Genomic DNA, 20,017 nt, shown 5'->3' on the forward strand with positions numbered 1-20,017 from the left:
TCTACTGCGAGCGTGACTTCCGGCGCCTGACGGGTGCCAGGACGAGGACCACGCCGACGACGATCGCGGCGATCACCAGGGTCCAGCCCGACGCGGCGCCGGCGACGATCGCGGTGGGGTCCGCGCCGACGAGCGTCGGGATCGCCAGCAGCAGTGCCGCCACACCGGCGATCAGCAGGACCGGTGAGGGTCCGCGGCGATCGGTACCGCTCGTGTCGTGTCCGGTCTCATCGGTCACGGTGCACCTCCAGGTTTCCCAGCGCAGTGCTGGCCTCGATGGTCAGGGTCGGTCCTGCCGTCCCGTCGGATCCGCCGTCGACCCCGCCGGCGCCGATGCAGTTCGCGTTGCCGACGGCGCTACTGCAGTCGGTGACGACGTTCATGGTCGGTGACAGCAGAATCTCGGTGTTGCCGACGGCCTTCTCCACGGTCACGGTGCGGTCCTCGGTGAGGTCGAGCCCGCGCAGGTCGAGGACGAAGTTCCCCACACCGGACTCGTACGCGGGCGCCAGCGCGGCCATCGACGTGGGCGCGATCGTCACGTTGCCCATGTTCGGCGACTCGACACCGCGCAGGTCCTGCACGTCGACCAGGGACGACACGAGGACGAACCCGGCGAGCGGGGCCGCGAGAACGAGCAAGCCGTAGCCGCGCCGCAGGAACGCGCCGATGATCAGTCCGATGCCGACGACGGTCAGCGCCACCGCGCCGACACGGGGAGCGGTCACGACGGCGGCGCCCGTGGCGGCGCCGATGCCGATGGTCACGGCGGAGGCGATGATGGCGAGGCCGATCACCGTGGACGTCAGGTGCGACTTCCGCGTCGGTGCGGGGACCGGGAGAACGGGCCGACCCGGTTCGGGGAGGTCCCAGGCGAACGGGGCGACTCCCAGAGGATCCCAGCTCGGCGGCGGCGGAGTGGACGGTGTGTCCGGGTCGTCCTTCGACAACGAGAGGGGCGCGGGGTGGGCGGCGGGTTCCGGAACGTACTGGTCGGGGAGCGTCGAGTAGGCGTTCCATTGCTGTGCAGCCGGATCGTGCGCGGAGAGGGGAGCGCCGGCGAGCTCGGCCGGTGTCGGCGCGTTCGGAGTCCGACGGAACAGCAGGTACAGGGCCCCCAGCATGGCGATCGTGGACACCAGCCCCGATCCCATTCCGAGTGGTCCGACCGTGAGGACCGAGATGACGAGAGCGACGGACAGCACCACGGCCGTCGTGTGGGAGTCCGACGTGCGGCCGCGGCCGAGCAGCGACTCCGCCGGCGACACGACATCGCCGCGGCGCGGAAGCACCAGCCAGGCAGCGAGATACAGGACCAGGCCGGATCCACCGAACAGGGTGGAGACGACGAACGCGACACGGACGAGAACGGGGTCGACGCGGAAGCGGTGCCCGATTCCGGCGGCGACACCGGCACCGGGGCCCTGATCGGGCAGGCGCACGGGTCGGGTTCGCCAGATCTCGGACAGCTGGGCGGACGCGGTGGCGTGGGTCATGGATACATCCTGGGCTGCCGAGGCGTCCCGGCACATCGGGGCGAACCCTGATTTCGCCGGTGTCCACGCTTCGTGCGACTCGACCGAGATGGGGGAGAACCCCGATACCGCGGAGCCGTGAGCCGTGCCAGTATCGAGGCGTGTCCACCCTGCCCGCACAGCCTCCGCACACGCGGGAGCCCCCCGGCCGTCCGCCGTTGCCGACGCCGGCGCTCCGTCGCCGTGCTGCCGGCCGTGTCGTCGGCGGTGTCGCGGGCGGTGTCGCCGATCACCTGGACGTCGACGTGTTCCGGGTGCGGGTCGTCTTCGCGGTGCTGTGCGCCGCGGCCGGCGCCGGTGCTGTCGCCTACGGACTGCTGTGGATCTTCACCTCCGCGGGTACCGACGTCCGCAGGCCGGACCGCTCGGAGAAGCGTCGCGCGTACGGGCTGATCGCCCTCGGGATCGGCGGCGCCGTCGCGCTGGGGTCGGGGCTGACGGGCAGCTCGTCCACGATCATCGCCCCTGTCGTCGTCGTCGCGCTCGGCGCCGCGCTGGTGTGGCGGGAGTTCGACGCGGCCGGGACCCGGACGGCGGACACCCGGCCTCGGCACGCACGCACGTCGGTACTCGGGTGGGCGCGCATCGTCGCCGGGGTCACGCTCGTGATCATCGGGCTCTGTGTCGTGCTCGTCGCCCGCGTGGACGTGCGGGCGCTGCAGTCGTCCCTGCTCGCCGTCGTCGTGACGCTGGTCGGGGCGGTACTGCTCACCGTCCCGCTCTGGATGCGGTTGTGGCGCGCCCTCGGTGACGAGCGCGCGGCACGCATCCGGAACGACGAACGCGAGGAGATCGCGTCGCACCTGCACGACTCCGTGCTGCAGACCCTCGCCCTGATCCAGAAGCAGTCCACCGACTCCGCCGAGGTGATGCGCCTCGCGCGCAGCCAGGAACGAGAGCTGCGCAAGTGGCTGTTCGGGGGAGACCGGGACGACCACGCGTCTCTCGTCCGCGCGTTGGCCACCATCGCCGGTGAGGTCGAGGACCACTACGGTGTGACCGTGGATCCCGTGACCGTGGGCGACGTGGCCCTGGACGAGCCGGTCGAGAGTTCGGGGTTGAACCGTGAGGTCGCCACCGCTCTGCTCGGAGCCACGCGCGAGGCACTCGTCAACGCCGCCAAGCACTCCGGGGTGACCTCCGTCGACCTGTACGCCGAGGCGGGCTGCGACACCGTCGAGGTCTTCGTCCGCGACCGCGGGTGCGGATTCGATCCGGACAGCGTGCCGCAGGATCGCCAGGGCCTGGCGCGCAGTGTGCGGGCACGCATCGAACGCCGCGGCGGCTCTGTGCGGGTGCGGTCCGCACCCGGGCAGGGTTCCGAGATCCACATCTGTGTGCCGCGGGTGCGCGGCACGGGTACCACCGGGCACGCGGACTCCGTGCCCGACACCGCGAGAGAGGAACGGTCCGCGTGACCCTGCGAGTCTTCCTGGTCGACGATCACGGAGTGTTCCGGTCGGGGGTGCGCGCGGAACTGGGGCGCGAGACCGACATCGAGGTGGTCGGTGAGGCCGGGGGCGTCGCGGACGCGGTCCGCGGTATCGACGAGATCCGTCCCGACGTCGTCCTGCTCGACGTGCACATGCCTGACGGCGGTGGGGTCGCCGTTCTGCAGTCCATCGCGGAGGGCCCGGTGTGCCTGGCGCTCAGCGTGTCCGACGCCGCCGAGGACGTCATCGCCGTGATCCGCGCCGGTGCTCGGGGTTACGTCACCAAGACCATCTCGGGGTCCGATCTCGCCGACGCGGTGCGCCGCGTCGCGGGCGGTGACGCCGTGTTCGGACCGCGGTTGGCGGGGTTCGTCCTCGACTCGTTCACCGGTCGCTCCGCGGCACCGGAACCGCCGCTCGATCCGGAGCTCGACTCCCTGACGCCGCGCGAGATGGAGGTGCTGCGTCTGCTCGCCCGTGGCTACACCTACCGCGAGATCGCCGAGACGCTCTTCATCTCGATCAAGACCGTCGAGACCCATGCCTCGAACGTGCTGCGGAAGACGCAGCAGTCCAACAGGAACGCCCTCACCCGCTGGGCACACCGACGGCGCATCGAATGAGGGCCCGTGCGGTCGCGGCCGTCGTCGTCGGCCTCGGTGGGCTCGCCGCGGGTCTGGTGGCCGTCGTCTCGTCGATGCTCGAGACCCGCAGCATGGTGGTCGTGGGTCCCGCTTCCGCGGCGCCGATCCTGTTGTGCGTGACCGTCGTCGGAATCCTGGTGTGCCTGCTCGCGCGGCGGTGGTGGATCGCCGCGGCGTCGGCCGTTCTCCTGGGGTCGGCCGCAGTGGTCGTGGTGCCGTTGTACGTACCGGGCGCCGCGGGAGTCGCCGATGCCGCCCCCGGTGAGCCGCTGCGCGTGATGCAGGCGAACGTCAAACTGGGAGAGGCGGATCCACAGGCACTGGTGGCGTCGGTGCGGGAGCGCCGCATCGACGTCCTGACCGTGCAGGAGCTCACCGAGGAGTCGGTGGGGGCGTTCGACGCGGCCGGGCTGTCCGCCGCGTTGCCCTACCGGTTCGTGGCGCCGTATCAGGGCGGCGCGGGCGCCGCGATCTACAGCCGGTTCCCGCTGTCGAACGGCCGGGAACTGCCCGGTTACCTGCTCGCGAGCGTGACGGCAGATCTCGATGTCGGTGCGGCGCAGCCGCTCCGGGTCTACGCGGTGCATCCGGTGCCGCCCTGGCCGACACCCACCCCGGTGTGGGCGTCGGAGCTCGACATGCTCGGTGACGAGTTGGCGCAGGCGTCGCCGGGAGCGGTGATCGTCGGCGGTGACTTCAATTCCACGCACGCGCACAAGCGGTTCCGCGATCTGCTCACCGGCGGATACGTGGACGCGGCGGACGCTGTCGGTGCCGGGGTCATCCCGACCTACCCGATGGACAAGTGGTACCCACCGGTGGTCGGGATCGACCATGTGGTGGTGCGGGACGCGCAGGTGCGCTCCCTCGAGCCCGTCGACATCGTGGGATCGGATCACCGGGGGCTCGTCGCGACCGTCGACGTCCCCTGACCCACCTCGATCTCTCGCCGGGTCGGGAGCGGGTCAGAGCACCAGGAGCAGGACGATGAGCAGGAGCAGCACCGCGCCGCCGATCGCGAGGTAGAGCGGCAGCCCGGCGGGGGCGCTGAAGGACTTGGGTTCCTTCGTCTCGAACGCGGGCGGGGAGTACGTCGGGCGCGGAGCCGGCCCGGGTGCCGGCGTGGTGGACGCCGCCGTCGGACGCGGAACCCGATCCAGAGGGGTGGCGGTGTCCGCTGCCGGGAGCCCCGTCATGGTGCGGCCGTGGATGCGTTCGCCTCGCCGGGAGGTGCCCGGGACTCGGGAGCCGCGCAGCGCCCAGAACGGGACCTGACCGTCGGCCGCGCGCAGCGGGTGGTTGATCACCGATCCGGCGTTGCCGTTCTTGCCCACGGCGAGGGTGACGAAGCGGGTGCGGACCTCGGCCATGGTGGGGCGGCGCGCGGGGTCGGGTTCGAGCATGTGCAGCAACGTGGCCGTCATCGGTCCGCTCTTGCGCGGTGGGATGATGCGCCCCCCGGCGACGCGGTGCAGCAGGGCGATGGAGTCGGCGTCGATGCCGAAGGGTGGTTGTCCCTCGGTCGCGGTGTACAGCGTGGCGCCGAGCGAGAAGACGTCGCTGGCCTCGGTGGGGTCCGCGCCGCGCGCCACCTCGGGTGCGAAGTACGCGGGTGTGCCGGTGATGACGGCGCTGTTCTCCTCGTGCGTGTCCGTCTTGGCGCGCGAGATGCCGAAGTCGCTGATCTTGACCATGCCCAGCGCGCTGCCGCGATCGGCGACCAGGATGTTGCCCGGCTTGATGTCGCGGTGCACGATGCCGGCGGCGTGGGCGGCGGTGAGGGCGTCGGCGATCTGGGCGCCGATCTGGATGACCTCGTCCGGGGGCAGCGACTCGGCGATGTTGAGGGCCATCGCGAGGCTGCGGGCGGGGAGGTACTCCATGATGAGCCAGGGCTCGCCGCTGTCGAGTGCGACGTCGTGCATGGCGATGGCGTGCGGGTTGTTCAGCTGGGCCGCCATCCGCCCCTCGCGCATGGCGCGTTCGCGGATCTCGCGGGCGGCCTCGGGAGTGAGGTCCACGGTCGAGGTGGCCTGTTTGACGGCCACCTTGCGGCTGAGCAACGTGTCGCTCGCGAGCCACACCGCGCCCATTCCGCCGCCGCCGAGCTTGGAGTCGAGTCGGTAGCGACCGGCGAGGAGGTAGTCGGGTCCGATGACCGGTCGCGTGCGCCCCGAGCCGGCCACCGCTCCGCTGGGCTGCTGGTGATCAGTCACGGTGTTCGAGGTTATCGGACGAGCCGATCGAGTGCCGGGCAGGGCTGTCACCAGGACGTTTCCGGGCGTCTTGACGTTCGAACGGGCAGCGGCTTTACTGGTGTGAGCGTTCGAAAGTATGTTCGAATTCTCGGTCTTCCCCCGGGTCTCCAACGCAGTCTCGACCGTCCCGACCGGGGAGTGAGTATGCCTGTTTCCGTTGATCTCGAAGGCCTCGAAGGGCTGTCCCGCACCGAGCGGATCGAGTTCCTGCGGCGTCGTATCCGGTCCTCACCTGCGCGTGTGGCCGATGCCCCCGCTCCTGCCGCACCGGTCACCCTCACGGCCACCGCGCCTGCCCCGGATCCTGCGCCGGCCCGGGTCCGCCCGGTTCTCCCGGTCCCGGAGGCGTTGTCGGCGCTGCTCCCCGAGGGTGGGTTGGCCCGCGGCACGGTGGTCTCGGTGTCCGGCGCCGGATCGTTGCTCCTCGGGATCCTGGCGTCGGTCACCGGATCGGGACGGCACGCCGCCGTCATCGGTTTGCCGCGGCTGGGACTGTTGGCGGCGTCGGAGATGGGGGCGCATCTGCAGCGGGTGGCGCTGGTCCCGGATCCCGGGCCGGACCCGGTGGAGGTCGCCGCCGTGCTGCTCGACGGCATCGATCTGGTGGTGCTGGGGCTGGGCGGCATGTCGGTGCCGCCGTCGCGAGCGCGGGCGGTGGTCGCTCGGGCGCGCAACAAGGGCGCCACGCTGATCGTCACCGACGGACGCTGGGACGGCGCCGAGCTCCGGTTGGACGCCCGCATCCGCGGGTACGGCGGGCTCGGCTCGGGGGCCCGTACGGGTCACGGCCGGGTGCGCGCCGTGCATCTGGGCGTCGAGGTGCAGGGCCGTGCCGTCCGGCCGCGGACCGGCCGGTTGACCCTGACGTCCACGGGCGACGGGGTCGAGTGGGGATCGGCCGACTCCGCCGTGTCGCATCAGGATCCGGTGCTGGAAGCGCTGCCGTCGTGAGCACCGACCGCCGGAGCCGGGTGCTGGCTCTGTGGTGCCCCGACTGGCCGGCCGTGGCCGCTGCCGCCGCGGCGGAGATCCCGGCCTCGTCGCCGGTGGCGGTGGTCTCCGCCAATCGTGTCGTCGCCTGCTCCGCGACGGCACGCGCCGAGGGGGTCCGTCGCGGCGGCCGACGCCGTGAGTCGCAGGCCCGCTGTCCGGAACTGTATGTGGCGCGGGCGGATCCGGATCGTGACGCGCGACTGTTCGAGCCGGTCGCCTCGGCGGTGGACGAGGTGGTGCCCGGTATCGAGGTGCTGCGGCCCGGCCTGTTGCTGCTGTCGGCGCGCGGTGCGGCGCGGTACTTCGGTTCGGAGGAGGCCGCGGCGGAGCGACTGGTGGACACCGTCGCGGCGGTCGGTGTCGAGTGTCAGGTGGGGATCGCCGACGAGGTGTCGACGGCCGTCGTCGCGGCTCGGCACGGCGCGATCGTGCCGCGGGGGAGCGGCGCGCAGTTCCTGGCTCCGCTCCCGGTGGCCGAGCTGTCGGCGGAACCGTCTCTCGCGGCGCCGGACCGGGCGGAGCTGGTGGATCTGCTGGTGCGGCTGGGTCTGCGCACGGTGGGGGACTTCGGGGCACTGTCACCGGTGGACGTGGCCTCCCGCTTCGGCACCGACGCGGTCCTCGCGCACCGCAGCGCGCGAGGTGAGCCGGAGCGGCCGCCCTCGGCGCGCGTGCTTCCTCCCGATCTCGAGGTCGAGTACCGCTGCGACCCTCCGATCGCTCGCGTCGACGCGGCGGCGTTCGCGGGTCGCGCCCTGGCCGAGAGACTGCACGTGACGCTGTCGGCCGCGGCCGTGGCCTGCACCCGGTTGCTGGTGCAGGCCACCACGGCCAACGGTGAACACCTCTCCCGCACGTGGCGATGCGCGGAACCGCTCACTCCCGAGGGCACCGCGGATCGCGTGCGATGGCAGCTCGACGGCTGGCTCACCGGCCGCAGTGAGAACAAGCCGACCGCCGGCATCGTCCTGCTGCGTCTCGAGCCGGTGGAGGTGGTGTCGGCGGGTGCGCTGCAGCTGGGACTGTGGGGCGGAGTCGGCGACGAGGACGAGCGGGCCCGCCGTGCCCTGGTGCGGGTGCAGGGTCTGCTGGGCGGCGACGCCGTCCAGGTGGGTGTGCTCAGCGGTGGTCGGGGGCCGGGTGAGCGCGTGACGATGCTGCCGTGGGGCGACGAGCCGGTGCCCGATGCTGATCCCTCCGCTCCGTGGCCCGGCCGGTTGCCGTCCCCGTCGCCCTCGGCGCTGATGCCGACGCGTCCGGAGATCGCCGTGACCGACGAGTCGGGAGTGGCGGTGCAGGTCACCGAGCGCGGCATGTTCGATCGCGTGCCCGGCCGGGTCGACTGGGGATCGCGGAGCTGGGTGCTGCACGGCTGGGCGGGACCGTGGGCGGCGGACGAGCGGTGGTGGGATCTCGGCGCCACCTCCACGGCCCGCCAGGTGGCACGGGCGCAGGTGCTGCTGGAGGACACCCGTGCCCTGCTGGTCCTGCACGACGGTGGACGATGGTTCGTGGAAGGGATCTACGAATGACGGCGGAACGCGCACGGGAACGCACGGGCGAGGCCACGATCCTGCATGCGGACCTCGACTCCTTCTACTCCTCGGTGGAGCAGCGGGACGACCCGTCGCTGCGCGGGCGACCCGTCATCGTCGGCGGTGGTGTGGTTCTGGCGGCGAGCTACGAGGCCAAGGCCTTCGGCGTGAAGACGGCCATGGGTGGCCGGCAGGCGCGCGCTCTGTGCCCGCAGGCGGTGGTGGTGCCGCCCCGGATGGCCGCCTACTCGCAGGCGAGCAAGGACGTCTTCGAGGTGTTCGAGAACGTCACCCCGCTGGTCGAGGGCATCTCCATCGACGAGGCCTTCCTCGACGTCACCGGGTTGGCGCGGCTGTCCGGATCGCCGTCGGACATCGCTCGGGACCTGCGTCGCACGGTGGCGGAGGACGTCGGTCTCCCCATCACCGTCGGGGTGGCGCGTACCAAGTTCCTCGCCAAGATCGCCAGTGCCGTCGCCAAGCCCGACGGCCTGCTGGAGGTTCCGCCGGATCGTGAGCTCGAGTTCCTGCATCCGCTTCCGGTGGAGCGCATGTGGGGCGTCGGCAGGATCACCGCCGACAAGCTGCACGCGCAGGGCATCCGCACCATCGGTGACCTCGCCGCGCACCGCGAGGGCGCGCTGGCCGCCGTCCTCGGATCGGCCGCCGGTCGGCACCTGCACGCCCTGTCGAACGGTGTCGACGCGCGCCGGGTGAGCACCGGCAGGAGCCGGCGGTCGGTGGGCGCCCAACATGCTCTGGGGCGTCGTCACAAGACCCCGGCGGACATCGACGCAGCCCTCGTCGGACTGGTCGACCGTGTCACTCACCGCATGCGGAAGGGTCACCGGGCAGGTCGCACGATCACGCTGCGCCTGCGTTTCGACGACTTCACGCGAGCGACGCGATCCACGACGCTGAGCCGCGCGACGGCCGACACCCACGTCGTGCTCACCGCGGCCCGATCGCTGCTGGGCGCATCGATGTCGACCATCACGATGCAGGGCCTCACCCTTGTCGGCGTGGCGGTGTCGAATCTCGAGGACGGCGCCGCGATGCAGCTCGAGCTGCCGTTCGAGACGCCGGAGGACGAGCATCCGACCATCGACCGGACGGCCCTGGACGAGGCGCTCGACGGAGTGCAGCGCCGGTTCGGCACCTCCGCGCTCACGCGCGGTGTGCTGCTCGGGCGAGAGGAGCAGACATCGGTGCCCATGCTCCACGAGTGAGGGTCGGCGCCTCTGGGAGGATGGCTCGATGATCATGACGGACGGCGTGGTGGACGCCGAGGGCGTGCGGCTGCACTATCGAGATTCCGGTGGTGCCGACGTGCTGGGGTCGCCCGTCGTGCTGGTGCACGGCATGGGCGGCGACGGCCACACCTGGGACACGTTCGCGCGCACGCTGGTTCGGCGGGGCCGCCGTGTCGTCGTCCCCGACCTCCGCGGGCACGGCCGCAGCGGACGCGCACGGAGTTACCTGTTCGGTGAGTTCGGCGACGACCTCGAGGCGCTCCTGGATCATCTCTCGCTGACTCGCGTCGACCTCGTCGGCCACTCCCTGGGAGGCCACGCCGCGACGCTCGTCGCCCAACGCCGTCCGACGACGGTGCGCAAGCTCGTGGTCGAGGAGGCCCCACTCCCCATCCGTCCTGGTGACGAGACCCCGTCGATCACGACGAAGTTCCCGTCCGCGCGCGAACTGTTGCACGCCACGACCAGCGTGATCCGACACCCCCGCGCCGTGCTGGCCTTCGATCGGTCGATGACCTCGTCCGCGCTCACCCAGTTCCGCGCCCCCGATCCGCTGTGGTGGGAGGCGCTTACGCACATGGAGAGTGATGTGCTGTTGGTCGTGGGTGGTCCCACCGGCATGGTCGACCGCGCGCGCCTCGAGGCGATGACGGCGCTGGTGCCGCGCAGCCGGGTCGTCGCCGTGGACAGCGGCCACAGTGTGCATCGGGATCGGTTCGCCGAGTTCGACGCCGCGGTCGGCCCGTTCCTCGCCGAGCACCAGGAAACTCCCCGCGCCCTGTGAGGCGTCCAGAACCGACGACGTCCTCGCCGTCCCTGGCGACCACAGTCGTTACCGTCGGCGCATGACGGCACCCACCCAGCAGTTCACCGTGACCCGGACCGACGGCGAACTCGCTGCTCGGGCCCTGATGTACGCCGTGTCCGAGCTCAGCCTCATCAGGGTCACCGGCCAGGGCGGGGCCGCCTACGCGCAACTGCAGGTGTGTCCGTCGGGTGCGCGCTACCGGTCGGTCGTCGACGGGATGAGTCCACGCGCCGCGCGGGAGCTGACCAACGGATACCACGCCAACTTCCACCACCCGGTGCTCTACGCGGCGGCGCTGCGGCTGGGCGCCGTGCGGCTCGCCGAGCTGGTTCCCATGTCGCGGTCGTTGCGCGCGGTGCTCGTCGCCGCCCCGGCCGTCGCGGCCACCGCGGACATCACCGAGAACGTCGTCAACCTCTACCTCCACCGCGACACCCGCCGCATCACCGACACGACCGCGACCGTGTCGAGTGCGCTCAGCATCGTCAAGTGGGGCGGGACGGTGGGACCGTTGGCCTACATGACCGTCGGCTTCCTCCCGATCTGGGGCCGAGCCGTGCGGGACCGGTTCGCACGCGGTCGATAGGACCGCACAGCCGCCGAACGATCCGCCGGTTACCGTCGTGTCATGACCGTCACCCGGCCCCGCGCGGCGACGCTGTCGCTGCGGAGTCGCATCCGACTTCTCACGGTGAGCGTGGCGGCGCTGGCCGTCGCGATCTGCTCCTTCGTGATCTACATGGTCACCGAGGACGCTCTGCGTGCGCAGCTCGCCGATCGGGTGGGCCGGGACGCCGACAAGTTGATCGCCAGTGACTCCTCCGGACTCTCGCCCGCGGCCTTCGGTTTCGCTGCCGGACCTCGCGCGGGACGCTATCTGCAGGTGGGCATCGTCAGCGAGGACGGTGACGTGTACTCCGCGTCCGGAAGTTTCACTCCGTTCGCCTCTCCCGACGGCGTGCTGGAACCGGTGGTCGCGTCGGTGGTCGCGGGGGAGTCGGACCGCGTCGTCACCGACCTGAACGGCTACGCGGTGGCCATCGAGAAGGCGCCGAGCGGGTCGACGGTGCTGGTCGGAGAGTCCTACCGGTCGCTCGACGGGGTGATGAGTGGACTGCTCCTCATCTTCGTCACGGTGGGCGGCGCACTGGTGGTGCTGGCAGGGCTGTCGGGGTATCTGGTGGCGCGGACGGGCCTGCGCCCGGTCGGCCGACTCACCCGCGCCACGCGGCGGATCACCGAGACCGGCGACCTCAGTCCGGTGGCCGTGGTGGGTGACGACGAGCTGGCGCATCTCGCCGATCGGTTCAACGACATGCTGGCGGCCCTGCAACGCTCGCGGCTCGCACAGAACCACCTCATCGTCGACGCGGGTACCGAGCTGCTGGCGCCGCTCACCGCCTTGCGCACCAACATCGAGTTGCTCATCGAGATCGGTGACCCCGATCGTGCGCCCGCGGTGCCGCTGGATCAGGATGCGGTGGACCAACTTCGGCGCGACATCGTCGATCAGCTGGACGAGGTCGCACGCCGTATCCACCGCCTCGTCGACGAGGCGCGGGAGGCGCACACGCGGGACGGGTGAGTCAGGTGTCCGCTCGGTAGCGCGCGGGGGGACTACCCACCAGGGCGGTGAACGCCCGGATCAGATGGCTCTGATCCGCGTATCCGAGGTCGGCGGCGAGCGCCGCCCAGTCCACCGTGCCGTCGGTGTGCGCGGCACCCGCCACGTCCAGGAGTCGGCACCGCTGCACCACCCACTTGGGCCCGACGCCGACATGGTCGGCGAACTGTCTCTGCAGCGTCCGCAGGCTCACTCCCGCGCGATCCGCGAGCTGCTGCGCCCGGATGACCGTCGTGTCCGTCTCGGCCAGCTCCACGAGGTCCGCGATGTCGGCGGCCACGGGGTCGGCCGTCGCGGTCCGCTCGATCAGCCACGAGGACAGTCGGTCCACACACGTGGTGACGTCCGCGTCCGGGTCGAGGAGGAGACCGGCGAGTCGGCGATCGTCGGTGCCCAGCACGTCCGCGACGGTCCCGACCCGATCGGTCATCGAGCTCACGGGCCGGCCGAGAACGGGGCGGAAACCTGCGGGACGGAACGCTGCGGCGACCGTGCGCCCGTCGCCGACGAGGGTGCGCTGGAAGCGACGTCGCATCACGCCGTGCACCAGCAGCCGCGGAGCGCCGTCCCGAGATTCCGCCGTCAGATGGACCACCGGGCGCGGGACGACCTCCTGCACGTGCGGTTCGGGGCAGTGCCACTCCACCCACCAGAAGTAGTCGACGAGGGTCGAGAGGTCGTCGGGAGGGCGGGAGCGGCCGACGGTGATCCGACCCTCCGCACGCGCGGGGTGCAGGATCGCCGACTGCGCGCGTCGGCCTGCTCGGGTCAACGGATCCTCCGTCACGGAGCGAACCGTACCGCTCGGGCTGGCGCGTTTGTTCACGTCACGGTGCCGATCGTGAGGGAGGCTGAGGTCATGACGACGACGCGACTGGCGATGACGACCCTGGACTGTGCCGAGGTTCCTCCGGTGGCCGAATTCTGGGCGGCGTTCCTCGGTCTGACCCAGACGATGGGTGACGGCGAGAACTACGCCATGCTCTCTCCCGCGAACGGGGGCCCGGCGCTGGGCTTCGGCCGCGTGGACGGCTATCGGCCACCCGCCTGGCCGAACCCCGACGGGAGCAAGCAGTTCCACTTCGACATCGCGGTCGAGGACATGCCGGTGGCCGAGGCCCGTGCGATCGAGCTGGGGGCGACGCTCGCCGAGCCGCAGCCGGGCGAGACGTGGCGCGTTCTCCTCGATCCGGCCGGCCATCCGTTCTGCCTGACGGATGCCGCCAACTGGGGCTGACCACACGCGTGGTGAACTGGCATCGACAGCGATCCCCGACCGAACGGACGTCCCGTGGCCATCACCGCTCTGCTCGAACTGCGTCTCGATCCCGCCCGCCTCGAGGAGTCGCACCGCATCATCGACGAGACCCTCGTCGCCACCCGCGCGTTCGAGGGATGCCTCGGTGTCGAGGTGACGGCGGACGTGAAGGATCCGGCGCACGTCGTCATCGTCGAGAGCTGGGCCAGCGTCGAGGCCGACGCCGCCTACCGCGCGTTCCGGGCGACGCCCGAGGGTCGCAGTGAACTCGGTTCGATCGTCACCGCGGCGCCGGTGCTGACCGTGCTGGCGCCCGTTCGATGACGACGGACGCGACTCCCTCGGTGGCCTTCGTCCAGGCCACCTGGCATCGCGAACTGGTGGACCGGGTGCGCCAGGGTTTCGTGCGGGAGTTCGGGCGTGACGTGGACACCTTCGAGGTGCCCGGTGCGTTCGAGATCCCCCTGCACGCCAAGCGACTCGCGCTCACGGGCCGGTACTCGGCCGTCGTCGCGGCGGCGCTGGTGGTGGACGGCGGTATCTACCGGCACGACTTCGTCGAGACGGCCGTCATCGACGGACTCATGCGGGTGCAGCTCGACACCGATGTGCCCGTGTTCTCGGTGGTGCTGACCCCGCACCACTTCCACGAGCATGCCGACCACACGAGCTTCTTCGCGGAGCACCTCGAGAAGAAGGGTGTCGAGGCGGCGAGCGCGGTGGTGCGCACGCTCGCGTCCCTCGACTCGATCGGCCGCTAGCTGTCGGGTCGGTCCTGCCAGACCGAGGGGTCGACGAGCGCGAGCTTGGCTGGTGACCGGATCATGTCGATCCGCGACACCAGGCCCGTCGACGACACCTCGAACGAGACGACGCCGACCAACCCGTCGCCCGCCACGAGGGCGAGTCCCGTTCTGCCGTTCACACGGCACGGACGCACCCGCAGACCGTCTCCCGCCTTCGCCGCGATGCCGAGGAGGAATCTCGCGACGTGGTCGGCGCCGATCACGGGACGCCGTGCCGCCGAGACGACTCCGCCCCCGTCGCTGACGAGAACGACGTCGGGGTCCAACGTCGTCAGCAGATCGGCGAGCACTCCCGTACCGGCGGCACGGGTGAAGTCACGCACGGCGCCGGCATGCAGTTCGGGCGACACCGCGAAACGTGGAGCCCCCTCCGTCACGTGCCGTCGTGCACGAGACGCGAGCTGCCGCACGGCATTCGGAGTGCGGCCCACGATCCGCGCGATCTCGTCGAACGGGACGTCGAACACGTCGTGCAGGACCCATGTCGTGCGTTCGGCCGGGGACAGCGTCTCGAGCACCACCATGAGCGCGAAGCGCACGCTCTCGTCGAGCGTCACCCGGTCGGGCGGCGAGTCGGCCGGTCCGACCAACGGCTCGGGCAACCACGGTCCCACGTACGTCTCTCGTCGCACGCGGGCCGACCGCAGCACGTCCAGTGCTGCGCGCGAGACAGCGACCACGGCCCACGCCTCGACGTCGAGAACGGGTGACGTCGCATCGGCCGCGACCAGTTTCGGCCAGCAGTCGGACACGACGTCCTCGGCGTCGGCGTGCGAACCGAGGACGGCGTAGGCGATGCGGACCAGCCGTGGGCGGACGCGGACGAAGTCGTCGGTGACACTCACCGGGTCGAGGCACCCACGCGCGCGAGCCACTGATCGAACGTCTCGTCACCGTGCGCAGCGTCCGGACCGGGAAGGAGCCCACCGTTCGCCATGCCGCGACCCCCGGCGCCCGGCAGCCGCAGGGGGAGGACGAGACGCTTCGATCCACGCGCGCGCAGCAGCCTCCGGGCAAGATCGGGTTGGTACTCCGGGCGCGGACCGGCGTACTCCACGACCGAGGTGAGCGGTGTCCCCACCGCCAGGTCGACGATGTGGGCGGCGACCTCGGCGGTGCTGACCGGCTGACTCCGCATCGTCGGGACCATCGCGACCGGACCCGAAGTCATCGCGAGAGCCTGATCGGTGAACTCGTGGAACTGCGTCGCACGGAGGATCGTCCATGGCAGCGTCGACTCGCGTACGAGCTTCTCCTGCAGACGTTTACCGGCGTAGTAGCCGTAGTCGACACGATCGCACCCCACGATGGACAACGCCACGTGGTGACGGATTCCCGCGCGCTCACCGGCGGCCAGCAACGTCGACGTGACGGCGCCGAAGAACTTCTCGGACGCGCGCGCCGACATCGTCGTGACGTTCGCGGCGTCGATCACCGCGTCGACGTCCGTCAGTGCCCGGTCGAGCTCCGGCGTCGGCCGCACGAGATCGATTCCGGCCGATCTCGCGAGTACCACGGGAGTGTGTCCTCGCGCCCGCACCTGCTCCACCACGTGCCGCCCCGCTGCGCCCGTTCCGCCTGCCACTGCGATCCGCATGGCGTCATCCTTCCCTCGTGCGAGTCCTCGGTGGAACCCGTTCGAGAGTAGGACGAGAGAGAGCCGGCATCTGTGACATCACCAGTGGGCGCCGGGAACCCATCGTCCGGCCCGCCGCACGACCCGGGGCATCCGGAACTCGCGTCGGTTCTTCTTCGGTGCACGGGGACCGGACGACCACGAGCTGGTGTCGGTGATTCCCTTGGCGGCGGCACTGTCCGGATACGCCTTGTAGTACGACGCCAGCACGCGGTCCTTCGAGCGAGGCATCAGCAGGTTGCCCCACTCCGCGGCGGTTCCGGTGGGAACGTCGATGCGCTTGGGCTTCTCGATCAGTGCCCGCATCACCATCGCGGCGGCCTTCTCCGGCGTCTCGACCTTGTTGACGTTCTTGTTGCCGGTGGGGGCGATCATCGGGGTGTCCACGAGGGGCATGTGCACGGTGGTGAACGAGACACCGTCCGCCAGGGTCTCCGACGCGGCGACCGAGGTGAAGGCGTCGAGCGCCGATTTGCTCGCCACGTACGCGGCGAAGCGCGGCGGGTGGCTCTGCACCGAGGCGCTGCTGATGTTGACGATGTGGCCGTACTTCCGCTCGCGCATGTGGGGGAGCAGCGCGAGAATCAGGCGGAGTGCCCCGAAGTAGTTGACAGCCATGGTCCGCTCGAAATCGTGCAGACGGTCGGTCGACAGGGTGAGTGAGCGCCGGATCGATCTGCCCGCGTTGTTGACGAGCATGTCGACGTGGTCGTGGTCGGCCAGGATGGCGGGCACCGTCTCTGCCACCGACGCGTCGTCGGTGATGTCGCAGACGTAGCCGTGCGCTTCCGCACCCGTGGCGCGGATCTCGTCCACCACCGTCGTCAACTTGTCGCCGTCGCGGGCGATGAGGATGACCCGTGCGCCCTTGCGGGCCGCCGCGAATGCCGACGCCTTGCCGATGCCCGACGATCCGCCGGTGATGACGACGTGACGCCCCACCAGCGGTCCCGCGGGATCGTCACGACGAGCGCGATAGGGGTCGAGATTCGCGCGCCAGTACGACCAGAGGGCGGGCGCGTAGTCCCGTAGAACTGGAACCTCGATCATGTTCTCGCCCAGTGCATCCGACAGGGCTCTCCGTGTCCGGGTGGCGTCGAACCGCGTCGGCAACGTCAGATGCTCCGCCATGACAGGGGGGATGTCGTAGTTCTCGAATACCGAATCCCGTGCCGCCGCAACGTGCTTGTTGGTCGAGCGCAACAACGGCGTGACGACGGCACCGGGAATGCTGCCGACGGCACGAGGAGCGCCGGCGGCGTCGGCCAGGGCCGAATAGACCTCGCGCATCGGCTGCGGGCGGGGATTGACCAGGTGGAAGGCGCGACCGTCGAGACCCGATGTATGCAGCAGGGCGACGAGCGCATCGGCGACGTAGTCGACGGGGACGATGTTGGTCGCGCCCAGAGCCGGCACCGTCATCGGGAGCAGCGACGGTAGCTCGGCCAGCAGCGAGATCAGCCGGAACAGGTAGTACGGGCCGTCGATCTTGTCGATCTCGCCCGTCCTCGAATCGCCGACGACCGCAGCCGGCCGATAGACCCGCCACGTCAGGCCTGGCGTCTCCCGGACGACTTTCTCCGCCTCGAATTTCGTGCGGTGATACGGCGTCGGAAAGCCTTGTCCGCGGTCGAAGTCGTCCTCGGTGAACGTGCCCCGGAAGTCGCCCGCGACCGCGATGGACGACACGTGGTGCAGGGTGGCGTCGAGTGACCGAGCGAGTTCGGCGACAGCGGCCGTTCCCCGCACGTTGGTCGATTCCTGTTCCTCGCCGGCGGTCAGGTCGTAGATCGCGCCGAGATGGATCACGTGGTCGACCGCTGTCAGAGCGGACAGTGCTGAGTCGTCGATGCCGAGACCGGGTCGCTCGAGATCGCCGATCAGCGGGCGAACGCGGTGACCGGACGACTCCGCGACGCCGCTCAGGCGGTGTTCCGAGGTCGGTCGCACGAGAACGTGGACCACAGCGTTGGCGTCGCGTTCGACCAGCCGGCGCACCACGGCCCGGCCGAGGAATCCTGTGCCACCGGTGACCACGTAAGTACTCATGCGCGGACCTTACCGCGGAGTAAGTACCGGCGGTATCAGTGACCGATGCCGACTTTTTCGTGCACCTTCTTCATCCACGCGGGTGCCCACCAGTTGGCCTCGCCCATGAGCTTGACCAGCGACGGGACCAGCAGCATACGGATGATCGTGGCGTCGATGATCAACGCCAGAATCATGCCGACACCCAGGAATCGCATGATGGACAGTCCGGACATCGAGAACGCCCCCGTCACGATGATCAGGATCAACGCCGCCGCGGTCACGATGCGTCCGGTCCGCTGGGCGCCGATCAGCACCGCCTCCTCGGTGGTGGCACCGGCCGTGCGCGCCTCCACCATGCGGGACATCAGGAACACCTCGTAATCGGTGGACAGCCCGAACACGACCGCGAGGATGAGAACCACGAACGTCGCCTCGAGCGGTGCCGGTGTGACGCCGAGCAGGCCCGCCCCGTGACCCTCCTGGAAGATGAACGTCAGAGCCCCGAACGTCGCGGCCATGCTCAGTCCCGCCATGGCAACAGCCTTGATCGGCAGCACCACCGAGCCGAACGCCAGGAACAGCAGGATCAGCGTCGACACCACCATGATGGTGAGCATCACCGGCAGCCAGTTCACGATGGCGTTGTTGCCGTCGAGGACCAGGGCCGCCGCTCCGCCCACCGTCAGGTCGGTTCCGTCGGGTGCCGGGATCGCGCGGAGTTGTTGCACCACATCCTGTTGCGCTTCCTGGGACACGTCCGAGGAAAAGGTCGCGTTGATGACCACGAAGTCGCCGCTGGCCGTGCCGAACTGAACGTTGGCGATCCCGCTCACCGCGCGCGCAGCCGTCGTGACCGCATTGATGGCGGGGCCGTCCGGCCGCGCCGACTCTCCGTCCAACACGATGGTGGCGCTGTCGCCGGTGCTGCTGAAGTCCGAGGCGAGGGTTTCGAACGCGATACGCGCGGGATCGTCGGCGGGCAGCGCGGTGTAGGACACCTCGCCCAACTGGGCCTTGACCAGCGGTGCGGCAACGACCAGCAGGCCGACGATGATCAGGGTGGCGACAGCGATGGGGCGCTTCATCACCTTCGTGACGACCCCGCCCCAGAACCTGTGTGCGCGTGCATCTCCGCGATCCGAGGCGGTCCTGGACCAGGTGATGGCATTGATGCGGTCACCCAGCATGGCCAGGACGGCCGGTACAGCCGTCAACGACAGCAGAGCCGCACATCCGACGGCCGCCATCGCGCCGAAGCCGAGGGATCGGATGATGGCCTGCGGGAAGACGAGCATCCCCGCGAAGGCGCAGATGAGCAGCAGACCGGAGAAGACGATGGTGCGCCCGGCGGTGAGCATCGTGCGTCGTGCGGCCTCGTGGGACGTGGCTCCGCCCCTGAGTTCCTCGCGGAACCTGCTGACGATGAAGAGGCCGTAATCGATGGCGAGTCCGAGACCCAGCAGGCTGGCGACGTTGACGGCGAAGGAACTGATCTCGGTGAACGTGGTGAAGATGCGCAGAACGGTCAGCGCGCCGGCCACCGAGAGCGCTCCCACGATCACGGGCACTGCGGCGGCCACGACGCCGCCGAAGATGACGACCAGAAGAATCAGCGTGATCGGGATGGCGATGATCTCGGCACGGACCAAGTCTTCCTGGAGCTGGGTGTTGAAGGAGACGCCGGCGACGGAGGCGCCCGCGAACTGCGTGTCGATGCCGGCGACCTCGAGCTTGGGGAGCAACTCCGAGAACGACGCGACCGTGATGCCGCTGGCGTCGCCGAGGGTGACGGTCGCGAGTCCCTTCGTGCCGTCCTTGCTCTCCAGGAACGGCTTCTGCACCGGTCCGGCCGTCCAGTAGGAGGTGATGTCGTTCGGACCCACCTCCGCCCGGAACGCGTCGAGCACCGGCGTGACGTCCGCGCCGATGTCGTCGAGTGTGCGGCCGTCGGGCGCGGAGTAGATGACGATGATGTCCGGGGCGGCGGTTCCCAGGCCCTGGATCTGTCGGGCGACCTGCACGGCCTCGCTGCCGGGATCCTCGTATCCGCCCTGGCTGAGGCTGCCGAAGACCCCGAGTCCCCACGTGGCGCCTGCCAGAACGATGACGATCGCGGCGGTCAGGACCCACCGTGCCCGCGACACCACGAACGAAGCCCAGCGAGTCACAGAAAATCCCCATATCGGTCAGGTCGAGCATCCAC

General features: G+C 70.3%; 20 protein-coding genes. 12 read left to right on the forward strand and 8 right to left on the reverse strand.

What is annotated here, in order from left to right; all coding sequences use genetic code 11:
* Position 1 precedes the first annotated feature (1 nt).
* Together QRN16_RS17605 and QRN16_RS17610 are read right to left on the reverse strand one after the other, a co-directional pair.
* On the reverse strand, positions 2 to 238 hold the full coding sequence (locus tag QRN16_RS17605; RefSeq protein WP_056442488.1) for a hypothetical protein: 237 nt from the start codon (positions 236 to 238) through the stop codon (positions 2 to 4).
* A complete protein-coding gene (locus QRN16_RS17610) occupies positions 228 to 1,496 on the reverse strand; it encodes a PspC domain-containing protein (RefSeq protein WP_285188614.1) in 1,269 nt (422 codons plus the stop codon). Before QRN16_RS17610 ends, QRN16_RS17605 begins: the two co-directional genes overlap by 11 nt.
* Before the next feature lie 149 nt (positions 1,497 to 1,645).
* On the opposite strand from QRN16_RS17610, the gene QRN16_RS17615 reads away from it, so the two are divergent.
* The 3 genes from QRN16_RS17615 to QRN16_RS17625 are packed head-to-tail and all read left to right on the forward strand — an operon-like array spanning position 1,646 to position 4,544.
* Positions 1,646 to 2,953, forward strand: coding sequence for a sensor histidine kinase (locus QRN16_RS17615; protein ID WP_374197838.1), 1,308 nt, complete (start codon positions 1,646 to 1,648; stop codon positions 2,951 to 2,953).
* 2 nt (positions 2,954 to 2,955) lie between these two features.
* Positions 2,956 to 3,591: a response regulator gene (locus QRN16_RS17620; protein WP_037184132.1), complete on the forward strand. Its 636-nt coding sequence runs from the start codon at positions 2,956 to 2,958 to the stop codon at positions 3,589 to 3,591.
* Positions 3,588 to 4,544, forward strand: a complete 957-nt coding sequence (locus QRN16_RS17625; protein ID WP_285188615.1) for an endonuclease/exonuclease/phosphatase family protein — start codon at positions 3,588 to 3,590, stop codon at positions 4,542 to 4,544. The genes QRN16_RS17620 and QRN16_RS17625 overlap by 4 nt, the downstream gene beginning before the upstream one ends.
* 33 nt (positions 4,545 to 4,577) lie before the next feature.
* Here the strand turns inward: QRN16_RS17625 and QRN16_RS17630 are convergent, their stop codons facing one another.
* Positions 4,578 to 5,828, reverse strand: coding sequence for a serine/threonine-protein kinase (locus tag QRN16_RS17630; RefSeq protein WP_231476091.1), 1,251 nt, complete (start codon positions 5,826 to 5,828; stop codon positions 4,578 to 4,580).
* A gap of 186 nt (positions 5,829 to 6,014) precedes the next feature.
* Between QRN16_RS17630 and imuA' the strand changes: the two genes are divergently transcribed.
* The 6 genes from imuA' (at position 6,015) to QRN16_RS17660 (ending at position 12,044) form a co-directional block, all read left to right on the forward strand.
* Positions 6,015 to 6,821 (forward strand): DnaE2-dependent mutagenesis accessory factor ImuA', encoded by an 807-nt coding sequence (gene imuA' / locus QRN16_RS17635; protein WP_056442476.1) that lies wholly within the window; start codon positions 6,015 to 6,017, stop codon positions 6,819 to 6,821.
* On the forward strand, positions 6,818 to 8,395 hold the full coding sequence (locus QRN16_RS17640) for a DNA polymerase Y family protein (protein ID WP_285188617.1): 1,578 nt from the start codon (positions 6,818 to 6,820) through the stop codon (positions 8,393 to 8,395). Before imuA' ends, QRN16_RS17640 begins: the two co-directional genes overlap by 4 nt.
* A complete protein-coding gene (gene dinB, locus QRN16_RS17645; protein WP_285188619.1) occupies positions 8,392 to 9,627 on the forward strand; it encodes a DNA polymerase IV in 1,236 nt (411 codons plus the stop codon). The genes QRN16_RS17640 and dinB overlap by 4 nt, the downstream gene beginning before the upstream one ends.
* A 28-nt stretch (positions 9,628 to 9,655) precedes the next feature.
* Positions 9,656 to 10,435 carry an alpha/beta fold hydrolase gene (locus QRN16_RS17650; RefSeq protein ID WP_222638769.1) on the forward strand — a complete coding sequence of 260 codons (780 nt, stop codon included), beginning with the start codon at positions 9,656 to 9,658 and terminating at the stop codon, positions 10,433 to 10,435.
* A gap of 61 nt (positions 10,436 to 10,496) precedes the next feature.
* On the forward strand, positions 10,497 to 11,045 hold the full coding sequence (locus QRN16_RS17655; RefSeq protein WP_051612916.1) for a hypothetical protein: 549 nt from the start codon (positions 10,497 to 10,499) through the stop codon (positions 11,043 to 11,045).
* Positions 11,046 to 11,087: 42 nt separating this feature from the next.
* Positions 11,088 to 12,044 (forward strand): sensor histidine kinase, encoded by a 957-nt coding sequence (locus QRN16_RS17660; protein ID WP_027503775.1) that lies wholly within the window; start codon positions 11,088 to 11,090, stop codon positions 12,042 to 12,044.
* A 1-nt stretch (position 12,045) separates the two neighbouring features.
* Here the strand turns inward: QRN16_RS17660 and QRN16_RS17665 are convergent, their stop codons facing one another.
* Positions 12,046 to 12,870, reverse strand: a complete 825-nt coding sequence (locus tag QRN16_RS17665; RefSeq protein WP_051612915.1) for a helix-turn-helix domain-containing protein — start codon at positions 12,868 to 12,870, stop codon at positions 12,046 to 12,048.
* A 72-nt stretch (positions 12,871 to 12,942) separates the two neighbouring features.
* On the opposite strand from QRN16_RS17665, the gene QRN16_RS17670 reads away from it, so the two are divergent.
* From QRN16_RS17670 to QRN16_RS17680, 3 genes are read left to right on the forward strand one after another with little or no spacing between them, the layout of a single operon-like run.
* Complete coding sequence (locus tag QRN16_RS17670) at positions 12,943 to 13,320, forward strand: VOC family protein (protein ID WP_285188623.1); 378 nt, start codon at positions 12,943 to 12,945, stop codon at positions 13,318 to 13,320.
* 54 nt (positions 13,321 to 13,374) lie between these two features.
* Positions 13,375 to 13,665 (forward strand): putative quinol monooxygenase, encoded by a 291-nt coding sequence (locus tag QRN16_RS17675; protein ID WP_027503772.1) that lies wholly within the window; start codon positions 13,375 to 13,377, stop codon positions 13,663 to 13,665.
* Entirely contained in the window at positions 13,662 to 14,102 is a 441-nt protein-coding gene (locus QRN16_RS17680; protein ID WP_027503771.1) for a 6,7-dimethyl-8-ribityllumazine synthase, read from the forward strand. The genes QRN16_RS17675 and QRN16_RS17680 overlap by 4 nt, the downstream gene beginning before the upstream one ends.
* Here QRN16_RS17680 and sigJ read toward each other — a convergent pair.
* The 4 genes from sigJ to QRN16_RS17700 form a co-directional block, all read right to left on the reverse strand.
* Complete coding sequence (gene sigJ, locus QRN16_RS17685; protein WP_222627294.1) at positions 14,099 to 14,992, reverse strand: RNA polymerase sigma factor SigJ; 894 nt, start codon at positions 14,990 to 14,992, stop codon at positions 14,099 to 14,101. The two genes, QRN16_RS17680 and sigJ, sit on opposite strands and share 4 nt — an antisense overlap.
* Positions 14,989 to 15,744 (reverse strand): SDR family oxidoreductase, encoded by a 756-nt coding sequence (locus QRN16_RS17690; RefSeq protein ID WP_222627292.1) that lies wholly within the window; start codon positions 15,742 to 15,744, stop codon positions 14,989 to 14,991. The genes sigJ and QRN16_RS17690 overlap by 4 nt, the downstream gene beginning before the upstream one ends.
* Before the next feature lie 78 nt (positions 15,745 to 15,822).
* A complete protein-coding gene (locus tag QRN16_RS17695) occupies positions 15,823 to 17,832 on the reverse strand; it encodes an SDR family oxidoreductase (RefSeq protein WP_285188628.1) in 2,010 nt (669 codons plus the stop codon).
* Positions 17,833 to 17,867: 35 nt separating this feature from the next.
* Positions 17,868 to 19,982: an MMPL family transporter gene (locus QRN16_RS17700; protein ID WP_285188630.1), complete on the reverse strand. Its 2,115-nt coding sequence runs from the start codon at positions 19,980 to 19,982 to the stop codon at positions 17,868 to 17,870.
* Between the last annotated feature and the right edge of the window lie 35 nt (positions 19,983 to 20,017).

This window comes from Rhodococcus sp. MEB041 (genome assembly GCF_030208955.1).
GTDB lineage: Bacteria > Actinomycetota > Actinomycetes > Mycobacteriales > Mycobacteriaceae > Rhodococcoides.